This window comes from Euhalothece natronophila Z-M001 (genome assembly GCF_007904085.1).
In the GTDB taxonomy this organism is placed as follows: Bacteria; Cyanobacteriota; Cyanobacteriia; order Cyanobacteriales; family Rubidibacteraceae; genus Halothece; species Halothece natronophila.
In genome coordinates this window covers 197339-217743 of record NZ_CP042326.1, presented here as the reverse complement: position 1 = coordinate 217743, position 20405 = coordinate 197339, and the positions used below count along the sequence as shown (strand labels likewise).

19 protein-coding genes are annotated in these 20405 nt (G+C 43.3%); 10 read left to right on the top strand and 9 right to left on the bottom strand.

The window, feature by feature from the left end; genetic code table 11:
* Positions 1 to 294 precede the first annotated feature (294 nt).
* The 5 genes from FRE64_RS01000 to FRE64_RS00980 are packed head-to-tail and all read left to right on the top strand — an operon-like array spanning position 295 to position 5728.
* A complete protein-coding gene (locus FRE64_RS01000; RefSeq protein WP_146294256.1) occupies positions 295 to 870 on the top strand; it encodes a (2Fe-2S)-binding protein in 576 nt (191 codons plus the stop codon).
* Entirely contained in the window at positions 867 to 1862 is a 996-nt protein-coding gene (locus FRE64_RS00995; protein WP_146294255.1) for an FAD binding domain-containing protein, read from the top strand. Before FRE64_RS01000 ends, FRE64_RS00995 begins: the two co-directional genes overlap by 4 nt.
* Positions 1859 to 3991 carry a xanthine dehydrogenase family protein molybdopterin-binding subunit gene (locus FRE64_RS00990; protein ID WP_146294254.1) on the top strand — a complete coding sequence of 711 codons (2133 nt, stop codon included), beginning with the start codon at positions 1859 to 1861 and terminating at the stop codon, positions 3989 to 3991. Before FRE64_RS00995 ends, FRE64_RS00990 begins: the two co-directional genes overlap by 4 nt.
* A 10-nt stretch (positions 3992 to 4001) precedes the next feature.
* Complete coding sequence (locus tag FRE64_RS00985; protein ID WP_146294253.1) at positions 4002 to 5165, top strand: XdhC family protein; 1164 nt, start codon at positions 4002 to 4004, stop codon at positions 5163 to 5165.
* A complete protein-coding gene (locus FRE64_RS00980; RefSeq protein WP_146294252.1) occupies positions 5138 to 5728 on the top strand; it encodes a nucleotidyltransferase family protein in 591 nt (196 codons plus the stop codon). The genes FRE64_RS00985 and FRE64_RS00980 overlap by 28 nt, the downstream gene beginning before the upstream one ends.
* Before the next feature lie 69 nt (positions 5729 to 5797).
* Here the strand turns inward: FRE64_RS00980 and FRE64_RS00975 are convergent, their stop codons facing one another.
* Both FRE64_RS00975 and FRE64_RS00970 read right to left on the bottom strand, forming a co-directional pair.
* Positions 5798 to 6292: a hypothetical protein gene (locus FRE64_RS00975; protein WP_146294251.1), complete on the bottom strand. Its 495-nt coding sequence runs from the start codon at positions 6290 to 6292 to the stop codon at positions 5798 to 5800.
* Positions 6293 to 6408: 116 nt separating this feature from the next.
* Positions 6409 to 7914, bottom strand: a complete 1506-nt coding sequence (locus tag FRE64_RS00970; RefSeq protein ID WP_146294250.1) for an iron uptake porin — start codon at positions 7912 to 7914, stop codon at positions 6409 to 6411.
* A gap of 28 nt (positions 7915 to 7942) precedes the next feature.
* On the opposite strand from FRE64_RS00970, the gene FRE64_RS00965 reads away from it, so the two are divergent.
* Together FRE64_RS00965 and FRE64_RS00960 are read left to right on the top strand one after the other, a co-directional pair.
* Positions 7943 to 8923, top strand: coding sequence for an ABC transporter ATP-binding protein (locus tag FRE64_RS00965; RefSeq protein WP_146294249.1), 981 nt, complete (start codon positions 7943 to 7945; stop codon positions 8921 to 8923).
* 8 nt (positions 8924 to 8931) lie between these two features.
* Complete coding sequence (locus tag FRE64_RS00960) at positions 8932 to 9729, top strand: ABC transporter permease (protein ID WP_146294248.1); 798 nt, start codon at positions 8932 to 8934, stop codon at positions 9727 to 9729.
* Positions 9730 to 9853: 124 nt separating this feature from the next.
* Here FRE64_RS00960 and FRE64_RS00955 read toward each other — a convergent pair whose 3' ends face one another.
* A complete protein-coding gene (locus tag FRE64_RS00955; protein ID WP_146294247.1) occupies positions 9854 to 11098 on the bottom strand; it encodes an RNA-guided endonuclease InsQ/TnpB family protein in 1245 nt (414 codons plus the stop codon).
* Positions 11099 to 11495: 397 nt separating this feature from the next.
* On the opposite strand from FRE64_RS00955, the gene gcvT reads away from it, so the two are divergent.
* On the top strand, positions 11496 to 12542 hold the full coding sequence (gene gcvT, locus FRE64_RS00950) for a glycine cleavage system aminomethyltransferase GcvT (RefSeq protein ID WP_246140445.1): 1047 nt from the start codon (positions 11496 to 11498) through the stop codon (positions 12540 to 12542).
* 80 nt (positions 12543 to 12622) lie between these two features.
* On the opposite strand, the gene FRE64_RS00945 is transcribed toward gcvT, so the two are convergent.
* The 3 genes from FRE64_RS00945 to FRE64_RS00935 form a co-directional block, all read right to left on the bottom strand.
* On the bottom strand, positions 12623 to 13105 hold the full coding sequence (locus tag FRE64_RS00945) for a protein-tyrosine phosphatase family protein (protein ID WP_146294245.1): 483 nt from the start codon (positions 13103 to 13105) through the stop codon (positions 12623 to 12625).
* A 72-nt stretch (positions 13106 to 13177) separates the two neighbouring features.
* Positions 13178 to 14170 carry a DNA polymerase III subunit delta' gene (locus FRE64_RS00940; RefSeq protein ID WP_146294244.1) on the bottom strand — a complete coding sequence of 331 codons (993 nt, stop codon included), beginning with the start codon at positions 14168 to 14170 and terminating at the stop codon, positions 13178 to 13180.
* 6 nt (positions 14171 to 14176) lie between these two features.
* Positions 14177 to 15220 carry an ABC transporter permease gene (locus tag FRE64_RS00935; RefSeq protein ID WP_146294243.1) on the bottom strand — a complete coding sequence of 348 codons (1044 nt, stop codon included), beginning with the start codon at positions 15218 to 15220 and terminating at the stop codon, positions 14177 to 14179.
* 59 nt (positions 15221 to 15279) lie between these two features.
* On the opposite strand from FRE64_RS00935, the gene FRE64_RS00930 reads away from it, so the two are divergent.
* Positions 15280 to 15903 carry a 4Fe-4S single cluster domain-containing protein gene (locus FRE64_RS00930; RefSeq protein ID WP_146294242.1) on the top strand — a complete coding sequence of 208 codons (624 nt, stop codon included), beginning with the start codon at positions 15280 to 15282 and terminating at the stop codon, positions 15901 to 15903.
* 3 nt (positions 15904 to 15906) lie between these two features.
* On the opposite strand, the gene FRE64_RS00925 is transcribed toward FRE64_RS00930, so the two are convergent.
* The 3 genes from FRE64_RS00925 to FRE64_RS00915 all read right to left on the bottom strand — a co-directional run bounded on the left by FRE64_RS00925 (position 15907) and on the right by FRE64_RS00915 (position 19504).
* Positions 15907 to 17151, bottom strand: coding sequence for an HhoA/HhoB/HtrA family serine endopeptidase (locus tag FRE64_RS00925; RefSeq protein ID WP_146294241.1), 1245 nt, complete (start codon positions 17149 to 17151; stop codon positions 15907 to 15909).
* A gap of 17 nt (positions 17152 to 17168) precedes the next feature.
* Positions 17169 to 18245 (bottom strand): tocopherol cyclase family protein, encoded by a 1077-nt coding sequence (locus FRE64_RS00920; RefSeq protein ID WP_146294240.1) that lies wholly within the window; start codon positions 18243 to 18245, stop codon positions 17169 to 17171.
* Positions 18246 to 18709: 464 nt separating this feature from the next.
* Positions 18710 to 19504, bottom strand: a complete 795-nt coding sequence (locus tag FRE64_RS00915; RefSeq protein ID WP_146294239.1) for a glutathione S-transferase — start codon at positions 19502 to 19504, stop codon at positions 18710 to 18712.
* Between the two features lie 66 nt (positions 19505 to 19570).
* Between FRE64_RS00915 and FRE64_RS00910 the strand changes: the two genes are divergently transcribed.
* Positions 19571 to 20335, top strand: coding sequence for a DUF1350 family protein (locus FRE64_RS00910; RefSeq protein WP_146294238.1), 765 nt, complete (start codon positions 19571 to 19573; stop codon positions 20333 to 20335).
* Positions 20336 to 20405 lie beyond the last annotated feature (70 nt).

The following is a 20405-nucleotide window of genomic DNA, read 5'->3' as shown; positions in this document are numbered from 1 at the left end:
GCGAGAAGTTCATTCGATATCCATAATTGGTAGCAAATGACTTCTTTAAAATACTATAGCAATATGATCTCATTTGTAAAAACTAGCTCAACATTACGTAGGCTGAAAGCCGTGCCGAAGGCTTCCCCCCCACCCCCCTTAGTAAGGGGGGAATTAAAGGGGGGATCCCAACTAAAAATTTACAACTGATTTAGGATTGCTATATATAATTAGTAAAAAGCAAAAGCTGTATTTGAAAAGAAAGTATATTTAATCAGATTCTGTGACACAATAAACTAGCAAAAACAGTGATTAATGCAGATAGCAGGACAAATTCCAGTCACACTAACCATTAATGATGGCTCCTATACCGTTAGCATTGAGCCGCGAGTGACGCTATTGGATTTACTACGAGAACGGTTAGGGTTGACAGGAAGTAAAAAGGGCTGTGACCACGGTCAATGTGGGGCTTGTACTGTCTTGATTGATGGAGAGCGAGTTTACTCCTGCCTTTCCTTAGCCATTATGCAAGAAGGAAAGCAGATTACTACCATTGAAGGTTTAGGCAACCAAGAGGAACTTCATCCGGTGCAAACTGCATTTTTAGAGCATGATGGCTTTCAGTGCGGTTATTGTACCCCTGGACAAATTTGCGCTACCGTCGCCTTGTTAGATGAGGTGAAACAAGGAAATGTGAGTGCTATTACCCCTGATTTAACGACTCCTCCAGAACTAGAAACCTTATCAGAGGCAGAAATTCGAGAACGACTCAGTGGTAATCTTTGTCGCTGTGGGGCTTACAATGGCATTGTCGCTGCCGTGCAACAAGCCTCGGGGCAAACTCCTCCCTCCCCTGATGCCAATATTCTCGTGGAGGATGGCTCAAGATGAAACAATTTGGTTATGTTCGTGCCCACTCCACACAAGAGGCTGTCCAAAACGCGATCGCGCAACAGGATTCTTTATATATTGCTGGTGGCACCAATGTAGTGGATCGGTTAAAGGCGTTTTTAGATGAGCCTTCGAGGCTGATTGATGTTTCTCGGTTGGATCTCAATCAAATTGAGTCCACTTCGGATGGCGGCGTAAAAATTGGGGCACTGGTCACTAATACTGCCGTTGCCAATCATCCCCGCATTCGACAAGATTATCCTCTATTGTCGCGAGCGATCTTATCGGGGGCATCACAACAGATTCGTAATGTGGCAACAGTGGGCGGAAACTTACTCCAGCGCACTCGTTGCCCTTACTACTATGACACTGCCTTTGCTTGTAATAAACGGCAACCTCACAGCGGCTGTTCTGCTAGAGAGGGGATTAACCGGATGCACGCTATTTTAGGAGCGAGTGAACACTGCATTGCCGTTCATCCCTCTGATATGGCAGTGGCACTGACGGCTCTGGATGCTGTGGTGGAAGTGGAAGGAAGCAATGGCGTGCGAGAAATTCCCGTGAGTCAATTTCACCGTTTGCCGGGAGAAACGCCTCAATGGGATAGCCATTTGGAAGTCGGGGAACTCATTACTGCGGTTAAATTACCTCCCCATCCTACTGCGAAAACAGGTGTTTATTTGAAACTGCGCGATCGCGCTTCTTTTTCCTTTGCCCTTGTCTCAGTGGCAGCCATGGTTTCGGTGACCAATAATGTCATTCAAAAAGCCTATCTTGCCTTGGGAGGGGTAGCCCACAAACCGTGGCGATTATGGGAAACAGAAGCCTATCTTCAAGGAAAGTCAGCAGATGCCGAAACTTGGCAACAGGCAACCGAGATGGCATTGCAAGATGCACAACCGCTATCTCACAATCATTTTAAAGTTGATCTGAGTAAACGAGCCATGGAACGAGCTCTTAAATTGTCCGCCGAGAGGGGAAGTGAAACATGAATCAAGTTGTTGGAACTTCAGTTACTCGCAAAGATGGTTTTGCCAAGGTAACTGGGCAAGCTACCTATAGTGCCGAACATGCCATTCCCGAAATGGTTCACGGCTATTTGGTAACCAGCGCGATCGCCAATGGTCGAATTCAAGCCATCAATCCTTCCGCAGCGAAACAAGCACCAGGGGTACAGGCAGTTTTTACCCATCATAATCCCCCGCAAGTCTATCAACCCGATAATAATTTCATCAATTCCAAAATCTATGAATCTCGTTTGCCTCTTTCAGATGACAAAATTCACTATGGGGGACAAATTATTGGGTTAGTGGTCGCTGAGACATGGGAACAGGCACGGGAAGCCGCGCACTTAATCCAAGTGGAATATGAAGCAGAACCCCCCTTAGTGGATGCCAAGGAAGCTAACTATGAACCAGCTACCTCCATGTTTGGGGAAGAGATGGTCTTTCGGAAAGGGGAATTTGCCACAGGGGATATCAAAACTGGCATCAACGAGGCGGCGGTGAGTGTGGAAGCAGTTTATGAAACTGCCACAGAACTTCAATCTCCCATGGAACCTCATGCCATTATCGCCCATTGGCACGACGGGGAGTCTCTGACGGTTTATGAACCCTCGCAGTATGTCAAGGGATCGCAACGAACTTATGGGCAATTATTTAATATTCCTGCGGAAAATGTTAGAGTGATAACCCCCTATATTGGGGGAGCATTTGGCTCGAAAACCTGCCCTTGGTCTCATAGTATTTTGTGTGCAGCTGCTGCCCGTGAAATTCAGCGTCCGTTAAAACTAGTGGTTACCCGTCGTCAGATGACGGCAAACACCGGTCATCGTTCTGAAACCGAGCAAACCCTGCAATTAGCTGCCACTGCAGAAGGGACGTTACTGGGAATTTCTCACTATGCCAAATCTTGCACTTCTCCTGTGGAAGTTTTCAATGAACCTTGTACCAGTGTGACTCCTGTGATGTATGCTTCCCCTAACTTATTTACTCAGCAAGACATTACGGTTTTAAATGTGGGGGTTCCGACATTTATGCGTGCCCCTGGGGAAACACCGGGAATGTGGGCTTTAGAATCAGCCATGGATGAGTTAGCTTGGAAGCTCAATATTGATCCCATTGAATTGCGGTTGAAAAATGAAACCACCGAACATCAGCGTAAAGGATTACCTTTCTCAGCGAAACATTTTGCCGATTGTCTAAAAGTCGGCGCAGAACGGTTCGGTTGGCAAAATCGTTCCTTGCAACCCCGTGCCCAGTACCGTGAGGGGAAACTAGTGGGATGGGGAATGGCAGCTGCTACGTTTCCAGGGAATCGGATTGGTACTTCCGTTACCGTACAGTTATGCGGTGATGGCAAGGTCAAGGTAATGACTTCCGGGAATGATATTGGCACAGGTTCTTACACCATGGTGGCGATGACTGCTGCGGAAGCATTGGGGATCTCGGTGGATCACATTCAGGTGGAATTAGGAGACTCCAATTTCCCGAATGGAGGGGTTGCTGGCGGTTCCATGATGACTGCTTCTTTGGCCCCGGCAGTTACGGAGGCTTGCCAACAGGTTTTAGAAAATGCCAAGTCTCGCACTGTTTCAGAGGCTTGTTCCCAATTGCAACAGCTAGGGCAAGACTATTTTGAAGCCACGGCAACTGCTTCTCCGAGTGAGGAAAGTAAGCAATGGGCATTCCAGTCTTGGGGAGCGCATTTTTGTGAAGTGATGGTGGATGAGGAAATTGGGCAACTACAGATTACCCGTTGGGTGTCGGTGATGAATATTGGACAAGTCATGAATGCCAAAGCGGCTGCTAGCCAAGTTCGCGGGGCAGTCACGATGGGCATTGGGGATGCCTTAATGGAAGCCTGTCATTTCGATCCCGAAACCGGTTATCCTGTGGTTTATGATTTGGCGACCTATCATATTCCCGTGAATGCAGATATTCCTCGCATTGACGTTACTTTTGTTGGGGAACCCGATTTAAACTTTAATTCCTTAGGCGTGCGCGGCGTGGGAGAAATTGGGATTACTGGCGTGGCTGCCGCAGTTGGGAATGCTATTTATCATGCCACGGGCAAACGCATCCGACAGTTACCCATTACCCCCGATCAGTTGATGGGCTAGAGAACTTTCAATGAGAGAATTACAGCGCATCTTACAAGTTTTTGAGCAGTGTCAACAGGCAGGAGAACACACTGCAATGGCAACGGTGGTTCAAACTAGCGGTTCCGTGTATCGCCGGGCTGGAGCTCGTATGCTTTTGACACAACAGGGAGAGATGATCAGTGCCATTAGTGGAGGCTGTTTAGAAGCAGATGTGTTAGCACGGGCACAACCGCACCTGCAAGGCAACAGTGATCCCACAGTGGTGCGTTATGATACCACCGACCACGAACAAGATTTATTAGTGGGGTTTGGTTTAGGATGTAATGGTATGGTAGATGTCCTGATTGAATCCCTCAGTGATGAAAAGGCGGCCTCTCAACTAACCTTTATTCAGGAGTGTTGGCAGTCTCATCAATACGGCGCGATCGCGACTGTATTTGCAGTAGAGGGAATCTCCCAGCTAACCGTCGGTTCCCGAATTATGTTGAAAGCCGATGGAACAGTCATTAACCAGATCGGGGAAACTGAGATTACGGAAACGCTAATTGCTGATACCCAAAAGGCAATCACTGCCCATCAACCGTTTATTCAATCTTATAGCTGGCAAGAGGGATCAATCAGTGTTCTGTTTGAAGTGATTGCGCCACCGTTACCGTTACTGGTATTTGGGGCCGGCTTTGATGCAATTCCGGTGGTTCAATTTGCCAAACAACTGGGTTGGCAGGTAACAGTAATTGATCATCGACCAGACTATCTGATTCGCGATCGCTTTTCCGAGGCAGATCAGTTATTGGAATGCAATCCTGATCATCCAGACGACTATCAGCATCTATTAACGTCGCAAGCAGTTGCGGTTGTTATGACTCACCGTTATATTAGTGATTTCGCGTTTCTCAAGCATTTGATTCCTTCTGCGGTTCGTTATTTGGGAGTTTTAGGACCCCAACATCGGATGCAGCATTTATGGAAGGATTTGGCACAATTGGAAATTGCTATGACTAATCAACAACGGGTTTATAATCCTGTGGGATTGGATCTGGCAGCAGAAACCCCAGAAGAAATTGCCCTCTCAATTGTTGCAGAAATTCAAGCGGTGATTGGAGGCGGATCCAGTAATTCCTTGCGCGATCGCGCTGGTAGCATTCACCGGAGGCTAGAACATTCATGGGTGAAATTGGAATCATCCTCTTAGCAGCAGGGGCTGCGACACGGTTTTCGCAACCGAAGCAACTTCTGTCTTATCACGGCAAGCCACTCCTTCAGCATCTTACGGAAGTGGCACTTGCATCAGGTTGCCAACCGATTGTGGTGGTTTTAGGGGCATTTGCTTCCCAAATTGAACCGCTACTAACGCCTTTGCCTGTCGCGATCGCGCTCAATGAAAAATGGTCACAGGGAATGGCAAGTTCCCTACAATGTGGGGTCAGTAAAATTCAGGAAATGGCGACTCTATTAGATGCGTTAATCGTGATGTTAGGTGATCAACCCTTAGTGTCACCAGAGGTCATTCAACAGTTAGTGACTCATTATCGCAACAGCGATCGTCGGATTGTGGCATCTCAATATGATGGCATTGTGGGAGTGCCTGCATTATTCGATCAGAGTTTAATTCCAGAACTGATGACACTGCAAGGGGATATGGGGGCAAAACCCATTATTAATCGTTATGATGCAGAGGTTGTCAAAGTTCCATTTCCAGAAGGGGCAATTGATATTGACACACCGCAAGACTGGGAAAAACTTTTAAATTGCTAAGTTGCGATACCGTTGAAATCGCTTAATTCTCGTCTTAATCCTCTTTGATTTAATGGGAGAGCGTCAACCCTAATGGTTCTGATAATCAGCGACCGCCTTCAATTTAGAATAAAAATGAGTGCGGTCAAATAACGGGGTAAAACGGTCAATACTAAATGGTTCAATTTCTTCTTCTTCTTCGTTTTCTTCTTCAGCTTCCTCAGTAATTAATTCCTCATCTTCAACAGGAGAGGGTTCTGAAAGCGGTTGTGGTGGGGACACTTCCTTCATTTCTTCCGCTGCTTCTTCTGAAAACTCTCTTAAGGCTTTTGGTAAGCGCCGACAGATAAGATGCTCAAACTCATGGGTAAAATGAATTTTAGATTGACCGCGACGAGCCCACAAAGATAGAATTTGCTCAACGGAAAAAACTTTATATCGTCCTAAATAAAGGGCTTCAATAATGGCCAAACGTACCCATCTGGGTTCATAATTCTCTAGCCAGCGTTGAGCTAGTTCTTGAGGTGTTTCCCCTTGCAGTTCAAACCCATAATTCTCGATTAACACTTCAATCAGTTGTTGCATGACAACCTTGGTGAGAGGGATATTGCTTTAGGTAGTCATAAGGTGATTCTACCCTGTTACTCATAACTCTACTAATTACAATCCAATTGATCAAGTACCAATTTAGAGAACACTCCTTAAAAGCTAATTGTCATCCGCATGACACTGGTGATAACATCAGCTTCAGTTTCATCTTGATTCGGATTAATATTCCAGATCAGACCAGGGGTTAGCGAAACATTATCAGTCACTTGCCATTGATAAAATCCTTCCAAATGCCAAGGGGTCGCTTTTGGAAAGTTTTGAGCAATGAAATTACCTAAATAAGGCTGTGCGCCGATAATAATTCCCCCTAAGTTATTTTCTTGACCGAGATCAGGGAAGACCAGAGAGAGGGAATAATTCCAGATTTCTCCATCTCCATGATCAAGAGCTTTAATATCAGTATAGCCAACTTGTCCGCCGATTCCGAATTTTTCCTGCGGCTGCCAAAATAGTTCTAAGCCATAAGCGTTGCTAACGATGGGAAATTGACGTAATGTCTCATTTGCAATTGCTGTTCCCACCACAGGAGACGTTAGATCAAGACCATCATTAAAACCAAAATCTCCCTGTTCAAAGTAGCTATGTAAATAATTAAAACTGAAAGCAAGGTTTTCCCTTGCATCCCATGTTAGACCAACTCCTGTGCTATAAGAGCTATTAAATAGTGCTTTTTCGGGATCATTGGCTTCTGGGGTATAATACCCTGCACCGAAGGACACAGAGGGGGTAATCTCTTGAGAAAAGGCGATTCCTGTTCCCCCGCCGAGGTTAAGAATGGGGTTACGTTGAGCGAAGGTAGAAAGAGTAGTAGTGCCAGCGTTTCCGTCCTCAAAAAACGGATTAGCTGCCATTTGATAATCCCGATGTTCGCCGCCAGTTATGCTAATCATGGCGAGGGTTTGGTCACTGAGAGGGAAGCGATAGGTGAGTTTGTCTAAAAAAAAGTCATTATCGCTATTACCGCGCCATTGATGGGTTTGGGTAAATTCACCACTGCCAGAAGCCAGATCAGGGGTGATACTATTACCAGCAGTTAAACGGGTTAACAGTCGATCGCGCCCCGTAAAACTACTTTCAAAGTTAAGCCTAGTTCTCCCCTGTAAAACAGTTTCTTGATTTTCTCCTGCTTGTGAAGAATTGGTTAGAACTAAATTAACGACTCCTCGTAACTGAGTATGGGGGGAAAATTGGGTAACTTCTAATTCTCGCACTCTAGCTGTTGCAGCATCAACTCGTCCCCTCATTACCGCCAATTCTCGGATAAACTCGGTTTCTAGGCGTTCAATCATGGCTTCTTCTTCGGCAGTGGGAGTTTCTTCTAATTGACTTAAACAACGGTTGAGGAGGGCAGCAAACTCGTAGCGCGTGATGGGTTGTTCACCACGAAAGGTTTGATCTGGATAGCCTTGCAGACACTGGTAACGTTCGTGCAGTTGCTGTAAACTATTAAAAGCCCAATCGGTGGGATGAATATCTTCTAGTTCCACAACAGGCGTAACGGGGGAAGGGATAGAGGAATCGGCTTGTGCTTGTGCTGAGGAAAGTATCGTCAGTAAAGTAACATTTAAGGTAATCCAGAATAGATAATAATAGCGCATCAATGATTCCTTTCCCTTGTAGCTTTTTATGATTGAAGTTAAAAATCTCAGCAAGTTTTTTGGTTCCACTCCTGCTATCTCTGATGTTACCTTTTCTGTGCGAGAAGGAGAAATTTTAGGCTTTCTTGGCCCAAATGGCGCTGGAAAAACAACAACTATGCGAATTTTAAGTGGTTATATTCCAGCAACCGCAGGAACTGCAACAATTGGCGAATATGAAGTTCATCAACATTCTTTGGCAGTGCGTAAACGCATTGGTTACCTACCAGAACGTCCCCCTTTATATTTAGATATGACAGTCAAGGGGTTTTTAGGGTTTGTTACCGAATTAAAAGGAGTCCCAAGGCGCGATCGCGCTTACCGTGTTAATACCACCATTGAACGCTGTTTCTTAGAAGAAAAACGCCACACCCTAATCCGTAAACTCTCTAAAGGATATCGTCAACGGGTGGGAATTGCCCAAGCCATTGTTCATGATCCCCCTGTGATTATTTTAGATGAACCCACCATCGGACTCGATCCCCGTCAAATGATTGAAGTCCGAAATTTAATTAAAAGTTTAGCTGGAAAACATACAATTATTCTTTCTACTCATCTTCTCTCGGAAGCTAGTGTCATCAGCGATCGCGTTACCATTATTTCTAATGGAAAGGTAGTTACCAGCAATACCCCTGATCATTTAATGAAGGAACTTGCTGGCGGTGGTGGTTATACTCTCAATGTCGGTGGGGATATAGATGTAGTTAAAAGTACCCTTAATACTCTCCCTGAGATTTCTTCTGTTACGGTGTCTCCCCTAGAAAACAGCGATCGCTATCAAGTTCAAATTACCTGCGTTCCCGATACCGAACCGGGGGATAAAATAGCCACTTTCATTGTTAACTCTGGGCTACATCTTTATGAAATGCAACGCGAAAAACCTACTTTAGAAGATGTCTTTTTAGAATTAACCAATCAAGCTGAAACTGAAGACGCTAATAAGCAGTTAGTAAAAACAAATAATGAATAACCGAGAAAATGATTTTAATTAATAATCTACTAGCGATTTTCCGTCGGGAATTAACCAGTTATTTAACCTCCCCTCTTGCCTATGGAATTACTACTGTTTTTTGGCTAATTTCGGGATTCTTTTTTGTCTCCATTTTATTAGGACCAGAAGGAATTATTCAACAAGTTAGCCAACGGGAACAAATGGGAGTTCCTGTTCCCCCTACTGATGTTGCTTATCAATTTATTAAATTCTACTTTGAATTTTTAGGTGGAATAGTCTTATTTATTCTTCCCGTTCTTTCCATGGCGTTATACACTGAGGAACGGAAACGGGGAACTTTAGAATTAATTGCTACTTCTCCCATCACTAACTGGGTGGTTGCTGTGGGAAAACTCTTAGCTGTTCTTACCTTTTTTATTACTATGATTATTCCCATTCTCGGTTACGAAATTTTTATCTTTAATGCCGCAACCCCTCCTGTTCCCCCTGCGGTTCCCTTATTAGCCCATGCTGCTTTAATTTTATTAGCCGCCTCAGTTTTAGCTTTGGGAATGTTTATCTCTTCTCTCACAGAAAGCACAATTTTTGCCGCTATTCTCACTTTTGCTGTGGTTTTATTTCTTTGGATCACTGATTTAATTGCCAACCAAGTTCCCGGCGTATTTGGCAATGCCTTAGAACATATTTCTTTAATCTCTAATTATGAAACTTTAGTACAAGGGCTTTTAGACACCAATAGCTTAATTGTCTTTGCCAGTTATATTCTATTGGGCATTTTTTTAACCGCCCAATCCGTTGCAGTGATTCGGGGGGATAATTCTTAATAGTTATTCGTTATTAGTCATTAGTCATTAGTCATTAGTCATTAGTTTACAAAGGACAAAGGACAAACAAAAAAAAGACTAAGGACAAAAGCATTTGACATAACCTCGTCCAATCTTTGGTGAATTACCCACAACCAATTCCTACGGAATATGGTTGGAGCTTCTCAGCAGCACCAGCTTGCGCTTCGGTTCGTGACTGAGCTTTACTACTGACGGAAATCCCTGCCGCCAAATTTCTTATATTTATGGCTGCGTTTTCATCTCGATCTATAGAAAGACCACAATGAGGACAATTATGGATTCTTTCTGATAGCTTCTTCGGAACTTTCTTGCCACAGCCTGAGCAATTCTGTGATGTATTTTTGGGATTAACTTCTACCGTTAACTGCCCAGCATTCTCAGCTTTGACAGCTAACCTACTTAGAAATGTCCCCCAACCAGCATCATAGATGGATTTGGCTAGTTTGGTTTTGGCAAGTCCCTTAATGTTGAGTTTTTCATGGGCAATAACATCTCCTTTGCTGAGAATTGATTTAATGGTGTTAAAGTGGAAGTCTTTTCTCTGTCTAGCAACTTTTTGGTGATGTTTTCCAAGTTGCTTAACTGCTTTTTGATAGCGTTTACTTCCTTTCTGACGACGAGAAACCTTCTGCTGTAGCTTTTTGAGTCTATCTTGTCCTTTTCGATAAAACTGAGGAATTTCTACTTTCTCGCCTTCAGAAGTCACCAAAAAGTCCTTCAATCCCAGATCAATTCCCAACGTATTTTCTGAGGTGGGAACAATGTTAATGGTTGACTCTGGAACTGAGATATCTTCTAGAGAAAGCGTTAAGTAGTAACCATCAGCTTTCCTTGTTACCTGAGCGGTTTTAATCTTGAACCCATCGGGTAGAGGACGATGTTTAATCAACCGAATTGTCTTAAACTTAGGTAAGGTGATGTAGTCACCTTGAATACAATCAGGTTTGACTTGTGGAAAAAGAATTGTTCGATAACGTCCTTTTCCCTTAAATCTTGGCTTACCTGATTTCTTCCCATTCTTATCCCCTCTAAGCCAACGCTGAAAAGCTAAGTCAACTCTTTTTACACAATCTTGAAGGACTTGTGACTGAACCTCTTTGTACCAAGGTCTATCCTTTTTCAGTTGAGTTAGCCTTTGTTTTTGCGAAAAATAAGTGGGACGATCAGATAACTCTGGGAGATGACAGATTAAAGGGCATGAGTTAACAGCCGTGCGATGAGTTTCCCACCAGTCGAACCTTTGACCTAACAAATAGTTGTATTGACAGCGAAGCATCTCTAGCCATTTTTCAATCTTGGCTACTTGCTCTTTGTCAGGTTTGAGGCGATATTGATAGGAAACTCGCATTACTTTAATGAATTAACCCGTGTTACCTTTAATATAACACATAACTTTCACATTGACATTAATTAATGAAACAAATAACCATAAGATGTACTGAGGAAGAACATCAGCAACTTCTCTCTTACTGTAAACATAAGGGTAGAAGCCACGCAGGAAGTAATAAGAGAACAGATCAGAAAGTTATCAATCTCAGGGGTGTTGAACCTCCTCACGCTTTGCTCCGGTCGATTGATAGCGATTCATCCCCACCCAAATCAAAGATTGTGGATGGGGAATTCTCGCTTATTCTGCTAAACTAACTCTAGATTAAGAAACGTTAAAAAAGATTACCGTGACAGTAACCTCAAATCAAGCAAAACGAACACCCTTATATGATCGAATTATCGAGCAGGACGCTCGAATGACAGAATTTGCTGGCTGGGAAATGCCAGTGCAGTTTTCAGGCTTAAAAACAGAACACGCGGCGGTGCGAGAAGCCGTGGGGATGTTTGATATCTCCCACATGGGGAAGTTTTTACTTTCGGGAGAAAACTTAACTGAACAATTACAATTTCTTGTTCCGTCTGACTTATCCCGTCTTTCCCCTGGCGAGTCGCAATATACAGTGCTACTAAACCCACAAGGGGGAATCATTGATGATTTTATCTTCTATTATCAAGGGAATAATCGTGGGGTTGGTATTGTAAACGCCTCTACCTGCGAAAAAGATAAAAAGTGGCTACTGGACAATCTCGAAAAAACATCAGTGCAACTGAATGATGTCTCGGAAGAACAGATATTATTAGCTGTACAGGGGCCAAAAGCCATTCATACCCTTACTCCCCTAGTAGAAGGAGATATTACATCTCTTAAAGCCTTTAGCCACACTGAAGCCTCAATTTTTGGCGAATCTGCCTTTATCTCCCGAACTGGCTACACTGGCGAAGATGGGGTAGAAATTATGCTGCCAATTACGGCGGGGAAAAAATTATGGGAAGCCCTCTTAGAAGCTGGCGCAACTCCCTGTGGGTTAGGCGCAAGGGATACTCTTCGCATTGAAGCGGCTTTATCCTTGTATAGCCAAGATATTGATGAGACAACCACTCCCTTGGAAGCTGGTTTAGGTTGGTTAGTTCATCTTGATGATAAAGGAGACTTTATCGGAAGAGAGGTGCTAGCTAAACAAAAAGCAGAAGGCGTACAACGCCGTTTAGTCGGATTAGAAATGCAAGGGCGAGGGATTGCTCGTCATGACTATCCTATCTTTTTAGAGGGGGAAGAAGTGGGAATTGTCACCAGTGGCACTTTGTCGCCTACACTGGGAAAAGCCATTGCTCTCGGATATCTTCCTAAATCCCTCTCTAAAGTGGGACAACCCCTAGAAATTGACATTCGCGGTAAGAAATATCCGGCAGAAGTGGTGAAAAAACCCTTCTATCGTACCGATAATCCACCTCCGAAAAAATAGCAGGGTGGTTTCCTTTTCCTGAAATTACCCTTAGGTGAGGTGATGGTGAGGGGGAGAGGGGGTGATGGTGAGGGGGGGAGTTACTGCTGAGTTGGAACTTGGTTTTGTTCTTGAGTAGCTAAAAACTCCTTCATTACTTTTATTTGGGCAGAATCAGGATGGGCATAAGGATGCCTTTCCTTCACTTTTGCAATCGCTTCTTCGAGGGAAAGCCCTTCCACTTGCATGAGATGTAACGCACAAACGGAGGGAGAACGCCCCACTCCTGCTAAACAATGAACATAGATGCTATGGTTCTTTTTGTGCCAACGGGCTAGAATGTTACATGCTTGTTGGAAATGCTCTACTTCAGGAATGCCTCCTGTTGCCCCATCAGGAATCGCAACATTTTTCCAGACAAAACGGTGATGAATTTCTTTGGGAACTTTTACTTCATCGGGTTCAGTTAAACATAATATCGAGGTAATTCCAACTCGGCTTAAATAAGCGATTTCTTGATCTAATTTGGGAAAAGAACCGACGGCTAGACGATTGGGAATAATCCAAGAAAAACGATGAGACATTACAGTAAGGAAGTGGCTACACCTATTTATATTAGCAAGGTTGACTCTAGTTTATTGCTAGTTTTGTGAAAATTAGGGGAAGGAAGTCCTAGTGATTTCGAGCAAAGTGATTTCCCAAACTAAACGGGGCTGTACATAATTATTGAGATATTGACGGGCTGTTTCTAGGGATTGTAACTGAGACTTAATGTTAGTTGTAATTTTAGATTGTAAGTAGTTTTTCCAGCATAATTGTTGTAAGTAATCAATTAACCAAAGTTGAGTTAAAAAGTCAAGTTCATTGGCGATTTTTTTAGCTAAACTTAGGGAAAAGGTGACGTTACTTAAAAAAGATTGTTCCTCATATTGAATTAGTTTTTCTAATTTCTCTAATAAGTCAGAAGAAATATTTTGTAAGTGCTGACTGGCAATAATGGCTTCCCCAGGACTTCCTTGCGCGATCGCGCATAGAGTTTCTTGTTCTATAATGTCCTTATGCTCGGTTTGTGCTAAGACTTGTTTTAATTCAGCAGTGGCTAGCCGCGAAAAGGGAATACGCTGACAGCGAGAAACTAGCGTCGGTAAAAGCGCATCAGGACTAGGCGCAATTAAAATAATAGTTGCCCGTCCGGGTTCTTCTAGGGTTTTGAGGAGGGCATTGGCGGCGGCTTCAGCCATAGTCTGGGCGGCTTGAATGATGACAACGGCACGGGGGGCTTCTAAAGGCGGACGAGATAAAAAGTGGCTAATTTCGCGAATTTGCTCGACCCGAATTTGAGGTGATCCTTTGCGTTTTAAGCCAGCTTCCTCGGCTTCGGCTTCTGTGTAGCGTTTCCCCTGATGTAGATAGGTGGGTTCAACAGTGAGTAAGTCAGGATGGTTTTTTGCTTCCACTTTTTGACGGACAAGGGATAAATTTTGTTCCCCTTGTAATAGTAAAGTGCTAAACGCGATCGCGCCTAAATAACGCCCCACTCCCGGGGGCCCACTAAACAAATAAGCAGGGGCAATGTGTTGTGTTTTTACTGCACTGGTTAATAATTCTACTGCTTGTTCCTGACCAATTAATTGCGAGAAAACCGTCATCTTGTTTTAATCGTTACCAAGTTTAATCCTCGGATCAACTTGTTGTAATAGCAAATCTGCTAAAAGATTGCCAACAATTAACATTAAAGCCCCAATCATTAAACTAGCCATCACTAAATATAGGTCTTGAGCTAACACTGCTTGTAAAATTAATCGTCCTAACCCTGGCCAATTAAAGAAGAATTCGGCAATAAATGCCCCACTCAGAAGGTTCGCAAATTCAAATCCTAAGAGAGTAATGAGAGGATTAACGGCATTACGGAGGGCATGAACATAAATTACGCGGTTTTCGGGTAAGCCTTTTGCCCTTGCTGTTTGTACATAGTCTTGGCGTAACACATCAAGTAATTCCCCACGAGTAATTCGTTGTAAGCCCGCAAATCCAGTGACACTAAGAGCAATTGTTGGCAGGATCATGTGCCAACCAATATCTAAAATTCTTCCGAAAAGTGAGAATTCATTGTGATTAATGCTAGTCATTCCCCCCACAGGAAACAAGGGAGATGTAGCTTGAGCGACAAATAGTAAAATTAGGGCAGTAATTAAACTGGGAAATCCTTGTCCTAAGTAACTCAGAACTCGTAGAAATCGATCTAAAGGTTGATTTTGTCTAACTGCGCCAAAAATTCCTAAAGGAATCGCGATCGCCCAAGTAAAGAAAATAGAGGCAAAAGTTAGTAGTAATGTCGCTGGAACTCGCTCTAGAATTAAATCTATTACTGAGCGAGAATAAACAAAGCTGGTGCCAAAATCTAAACGAGTAATAATACCTACTAACCAATACCAGTATTGGACAAAGGCTGGTTGATCTAAGCCAAATCGTTGTTCGAGATCTCGAATAGTTTCGCTAGAAATTTGGGGATTTTGACGTAGTGTGTCGAGATAATCGCCAGGGGCAAGTTGAATAATGGCAAAACTAAGCACTGAAGCTAAAAAAAGTGTCAGTATTGCTTGTAATATTCGTTTATAGATGTAAAGAGCGGTATTTCCTTTAAATTTTTGAAGAAAGGAAAGAAAAGAAAATTTTTGTTGAGAAATTGCCTTGGTCATACCTAAATTTGTCAAGATAATTAATTGAGAGAGACAATTAATTTTGGAGGATTTTAAGAATGACTGAATTAACGATCAATAATCATCCTTATGCGTCTATCCCTTCAGGATACTTAAATCTTATGGGCTATGTAAATGAATCGCAAGTGAATGGACCAGGAGTGAGGGCTGTGGTTTGGGTTCAAGGCTGCGATCGCGCTTGTTCTGGTTGTTTTAATCCCAATTCTTGGTCATTTGAAATTAATGAACTGATTTCTGTGGAGGAAGTCGCCCAACAAATCCTCAGTAATCCTAAAAATCAGGGCGTTACCTTCTCAGGCGGAGAACCCTTTTGGCAAGCCTCTGCTTTAACTCAACTTGCCCGAAAATTAAAGGCAGCAGGCTTAAATGTGATGTCCTTTAGTGGTTTTACTCTGCAAGAGTTACAATCAGGAAAAGCCCCACAAGGAGCGTCAGACCTTCTTAATGAATTAGATATTCTCATTGATGGGCCTTATGTTCCTTCCCAAGCGATTAATGATCCCACTTCTCTAGTGTCTTCCCGCAATCAGCAAGTGCGAGTGTTTAATCCCGCACTCAAAGATCAACTAAATTGGGGAAGTGACCAAATTGAGGTTCATGTACTTAAAGATGGAAGACGCATTGTTACCGGGTATCATAGTTCGGAAATATTAGGGGACTAGCCGTTAACGCTGATCTTCAACAGGCAACGCCTCTAATTCCACCGTAATTTCTTCAGTGTCTCCTGCTCTTTCAATCAAAAGCGTTACTTCATCGCCAATGTTTTGCTGTTCCACAAGACGCTGAACTTCTTCTGATTCGGTGACAGTTTGCCCATTGAGTTCTTTAATAATATCTCCGGGTTGTAAGCGCGATCGCGCTGCTGGGGATCCCTCAACAACTTCTACAATCACTACTCCAGAATCACTTTCTATTTCGATACCCTGCCGTGCAAATTGTTCTTCGAGACGGCGTTTAATTTCGGGAGTGAGGCTTGCCATGCGAACCCCCACATAAGGATATTCTACTCGCCCTGTTTCCACAATCTGTTGGGCAACATCTCTCGCAGTATTAATGGGAACAGCAAATCCTAAGCCTTGGGCTTGTCCAATCATTGCCGTATTAATGGCAATCACTTCCCCACGGGCATTTAAAAGGGGCCCTCCTGAATTACCGGGGTTAATAGCGGCATCAGTTTGAATAAACTGCACTCGTTTATCAGGAACGCCAATGGCAGAACCCGGTCGCCCTGTGCCACTAATTACGCCCACTGTCACCGTTTCTTCTAAGCCTAAAGGATTACCGATCGCGATCGCCCATTCTCCCGGTCTAACCGCATCAGAATCCCCTAAAGGAATAGTGGGCAAATCGTCAGCATCAATTTGAATTACCGCCATATCAGTTAAGGGATCTTCTCCTAAAACTTCCCCTTCATAACTGCGCCCATCTCGTAGCTCAATCATCACGGTATCAGCGTTATCAACCACGTGGGCATTAGTTAAAATTGTTCCATCACTATCAATAATAAATCCTGATCCTAGTCCTTCTTGTCTTCTTTCTGGAAGGTTTTCAGGAATAGCATCCCCAAAGAAACGCTCAAAAAAGGGATTATTAAAAATCTCAGGCATTTCCGTTTCCACCACTCGTTCCACATCCACTCGTACCACTGCAGGACTGGTATCTTCCACGACATCCGTAATAAAGTTTCTATCCTCAGCCGTGGGATTTAAGGGGCGTTCCTCAGAATTATCATTACTATTCTCATTAGAGTTCTCAGAAAATAGTTCTGAATCCTCCTCTGGAGACTCAGCAGGTGATTCCGAATTATTATTTGTGGGGGAATCAAAAGCTAATTCAGCACAACTACCTAAAACAGGAAGTGTTGTTACCGTTAATAGTAAAGATAACCAATAACCTTTATTTCGTTTCATAATTAATAATCATCAACTCAACGATTAGACTTTAGCCAAGAACCAGACCAAGGAATACCTCCCACTTCCAAACCACAATTGTCACTGGTCGCCTCTAATAAGGTTTTTCCGCGACGGTGAGATAACTTCAGGTGGACTTGACCTTGCATTGTATCGCGACAAGCAAACTTTAATCCCTTTTCGGTAGGCGCACGGAGAAGTGTCCCTTCACGATCCGTTGTTCCGACAACCTCTGCTATCAATTCTGACCCAACTGCCCTCATTTTCCATTGTCCCCAAGGCTGAATTTCCCAAGACACTTTTGAGTTCCAAGGAACAAATTCATAAAATTTTCCCTGATGATGGAAACAAATTAGGGCTACCTCTTCTCCTAATCCTAACACCTCTCGCCGTCCGCCCCCTGCCGTTAACGCAAGATCAGTGTCTTCTTTGAAGGCATTACAGTTTAGCCAAAACCATTTCGCAGGGAAAGCGCGTCCCCAGTTTTTTTCACTGTAAGCAGGGGCGTTAGTAAAATTATAAGTCTTTCCTTGCCATTGAATAAACCCTGTGGCTAGTCCATGGGCGATCAAAATTTGCCACCCAGGTTCAAAGAGGGGGAAAAAAGATAACCAGCCTGCAGTTGCTTTTTGCGGACGATGAGAATCTCCCCAGCCATAAATGGGGGTAATTTCATATTCCCAAGTGACTGTCTCGCCAGTAGTCGGATCAAATAATTTACCTTGGTTAAGCCTCGCAGTGGCTTGATATCCTTCCTCAATTTGTTGCTTAAACTGATTGGGGGTTAATTCTCTGGGAAAACTACCAAGGGGGCGTTTTTGCCAATGTCCTAAACCTAAACGCTTTTGATCAGCCCAGAACCCTTTAACATTAGGGAAGGTACGCCAAAAATATTCGTCGTCTGGTCCCAAAATTTGCGCTCCTCCCCCACTATAAGCAGTTCCCCCTTGCGGATCATCAATGGAGTACATAAAGGCAAAGGTTTGGTTAATTTCGGGGAGGGTAACGCGATAATACCAGCCTTCAAAAAAGCGAGTGGCTACTGGTAAAGGTAAAAAATGATAGCCACTATGCGGCGTTTGTTTTTGCAGCATTTTTTTGTCCTTTGTTGTTTGTCCTTCGTCCTTTGTGTGTAAACCAATGACTAAATTCAAGTTGGGCTTCCCAAAATTTGTTCCACCCAACCACAATTTTTTTTAATAACATTTCGATAAACTAGCACTACTAGACGATCCCCCCCAATCCCCCCAGGGTCGTTTCATTCTCCTGAAATTCCCCTCATGTGGGGAGGTGGGGAGATAGGGAGATGGGGAGACAAAATCCCCTTCCAGGTTTGTGCTTCATTCTAGACTTTAGGAAAAGAAAGCAATTTAGCCCCTTTTTCTTAAGAAGAAGTTAAATCAGAAAAAATAATCGCGATTTCCCTACTATGTAAGGGTTTCAGGCGATTACTTTCAATTTTAACCCCGAGAATGAAACAGCCCTGCCCTTAGTAAGAGGGGCGAAGGGGGGATCGGTATGCAACAGAATTTGTTAGATTCCATGTAACAAATTTTAATTACTCAATCTCAATCGAACTCGGTGCGGAAGCGCTGGTGCTGCTAGTAGAAACTGTAGCTTGACGGTAATCATTATAAAGCCGATCGCGCCAATTAAAGAAGGCTTCATAAGCAGGGTTATCCCCAATTCCCGGGAGGGCTTTTCCAGCGAGTTGTTCAGGGAGATCAAGGAAGGATTTTTCAGGGAATTTCAATAATAAGCTCAAACCAGCGACACTAAAGTCAGCTAACGTGGGGGTATTTCCCGTAAGATAGGGCTGCTCTCCCAAAATTAAGCATAAAGCATCTAAATCTTGTTTGAGACTTCCTTCTGCCGCTTTTAAGGCTTCTCCGCCGACACCAACGCCACTGCCAATGGTTTCTAATAAGTCCGAGGGAATGCCACTGACAATGCTTTTTACAAAATCAGGGGTATCAGGGGGTAACACCGCAGCGCGGAGGGCTTCATTGCGATTTAAAGCCCCAATAAAGGCTTTTCTGCTTTTGATGCCAATGGACTCATCTGCCCATTCTTCCATCATTAGGCTTAATCCTCGTTCTTTCGCACTACTGGGAACTAAGGGACGATCAGGGTAGGTGCGGTCAAGGTACATGGCAATTTCGGTGGAGTCAGCGACAACAGTTTCCCCGTCTTTTAACACTGGGACTTGTCTTTGCCCTGACATTTGGAACACTTCCACTTGCCCGACACCAGGGGTAACTTCAATTTTACGGTATTCTAGCCCTTTATAATCAAGTAAGAAACGGACTTTTTCGCTATATTGAGACAGTTCAAATTGATAGAGTTCTAACATGATAATTTTTCAGCAACATTACTTTCATAAAAGTTAACATTAATACGGCGTAGTGAGTTATTGAGTATGGCTAATTGGGAAGAAATTGCAGGGAATTCAGTATTGTTACCATCACAGCCGAAAGGGATCATTCATTTTTTGGGTGGGGCTTTTGTTGCTACTGCTCCACAAGTAACGTACAGTTGGCTGTTGGAGTCTCTAGCTGAGGAGGGATATGCGATTATTGCTACCCCTTTTCTTAATGATTTGAATCATAGCGCGATCGCGCAGCGAGCTTTAAACCGCTTTGAAACGGCTTATCAACGGTCAGGGTTATTCCGACGCTATCTCCCCATCTATGGCTTAGGACACAGTATGGGGTGTAAATTGCATTTACTGATTAATAGTTTATATGAGGTACAGCGATCGGGAAACTTATTAATTTCTTATAATAATTATCCAGCACGAAAATCTGTTCCCTTAGTAGAACAACTAAATAATTTAGTCGAATTTGATTTAGAATTTACTCCTTCCCCAGAACGAACTTACGAAATTCTAAGAAGTGACTATAAACCAGCGCGAACGTTGTTAGTACAATTCCAAAACGATACGATTGATCAAACAGAACAATTAAAGCCAATTCTTGAGCAGCATTCTCCCAGTTTAATTTCTTATTTACAGCTTTCTGGAAATCATCTAACTCCTGTTAATCCAAAAGAGTGGAATTGGAATCCTGGCAGTAGTTTTTCCCCATTAGATGCCTTAGGACAATGGTTTAAACAACAGTTTTATCGCGATATTGAGCAACTGAAAAAAGAAGTTTTGCGCTGGCTTGATCCGATTGTTGTTTAAGAAGTTTGAGTCGAAAAATAATGACAAAATTTGCTAAAATTAAAGTATAGTTTATTAATTGAATTACGGA

Excerpts from the sequence above, each read along its gene's own strand:
- FRE64_RS00920 (WP_146294240.1), bottom strand. The coding sequence starts at position 18,245 with ATGCTGCAAAAACAAACGCCGCATAGTGGCTATCATTTTTTACCTTTA.
- FRE64_RS01000 (WP_146294256.1), top strand. The coding sequence starts at position 295 with ATGCAGATAGCAGGACAAATTCCAGTCACACTAACCATTAATGATGGC.
- FRE64_RS00945 (WP_146294245.1), bottom strand. The coding sequence starts at position 13,105 with ATGTCTCATCGTTTTTCTTGGATTATTCCCAATCGTCTAGCCGTCGGT.
- FRE64_RS00940 (WP_146294244.1), bottom strand. The coding sequence starts at position 14,170 with ATGACGGTTTTCTCGCAATTAATTGGTCAGGAACAAGCAGTAGAATTA.
- FRE64_RS00985 (WP_146294253.1), top strand. The coding sequence starts at position 4,002 with ATGAGAGAATTACAGCGCATCTTACAAGTTTTTGAGCAGTGTCAACAG.
- FRE64_RS00990 (WP_146294254.1), top strand. The coding sequence starts at position 1,859 with ATGAATCAAGTTGTTGGAACTTCAGTTACTCGCAAAGATGGTTTTGCC.
- FRE64_RS00980 (WP_146294252.1), top strand. The coding sequence starts at position 5,138 with ATGGGTGAAATTGGAATCATCCTCTTAGCAGCAGGGGCTGCGACACGG.
- FRE64_RS00915 (WP_146294239.1), bottom strand. The coding sequence starts at position 19,504 with ATGTTAGAACTCTATCAATTTGAACTGTCTCAATATAGCGAAAAAGTC.
- FRE64_RS00935 (WP_146294243.1), bottom strand. The coding sequence starts at position 15,220 with ATGACCAAGGCAATTTCTCAACAAAAATTTTCTTTTCTTTCCTTTCTT.
- FRE64_RS00955 (WP_146294247.1), bottom strand. The coding sequence starts at position 11,098 with ATGCGAGTTTCCTATCAATATCGCCTCAAACCTGACAAAGAGCAAGTA.
- gcvT (WP_246140445.1), top strand. The coding sequence starts at position 11,496 with ATGACAGAATTTGCTGGCTGGGAAATGCCAGTGCAGTTTTCAGGCTTA.
- FRE64_RS00965 (WP_146294249.1), top strand. The coding sequence starts at position 7,943 with ATGATTGAAGTTAAAAATCTCAGCAAGTTTTTTGGTTCCACTCCTGCT.
- FRE64_RS00970 (WP_146294250.1), bottom strand. The coding sequence starts at position 7,914 with ATGCGCTATTATTATCTATTCTGGATTACCTTAAATGTTACTTTACTG.
- FRE64_RS00995 (WP_146294255.1), top strand. The coding sequence starts at position 867 with ATGAAACAATTTGGTTATGTTCGTGCCCACTCCACACAAGAGGCTGTC.
- FRE64_RS00910 (WP_146294238.1), top strand. The coding sequence starts at position 19,571 with ATGGCTAATTGGGAAGAAATTGCAGGGAATTCAGTATTGTTACCATCA.
- FRE64_RS00930 (WP_146294242.1), top strand. The coding sequence starts at position 15,280 with ATGACTGAATTAACGATCAATAATCATCCTTATGCGTCTATCCCTTCA.
- FRE64_RS00960 (WP_146294248.1), top strand. The coding sequence starts at position 8,932 with ATGATTTTAATTAATAATCTACTAGCGATTTTCCGTCGGGAATTAACC.
- FRE64_RS00925 (WP_146294241.1), bottom strand. The coding sequence starts at position 17,151 with ATGAAACGAAATAAAGGTTATTGGTTATCTTTACTATTAACGGTAACA.
- FRE64_RS00975 (WP_146294251.1), bottom strand. The coding sequence starts at position 6,292 with ATGCAACAACTGATTGAAGTGTTAATCGAGAATTATGGGTTTGAACTG.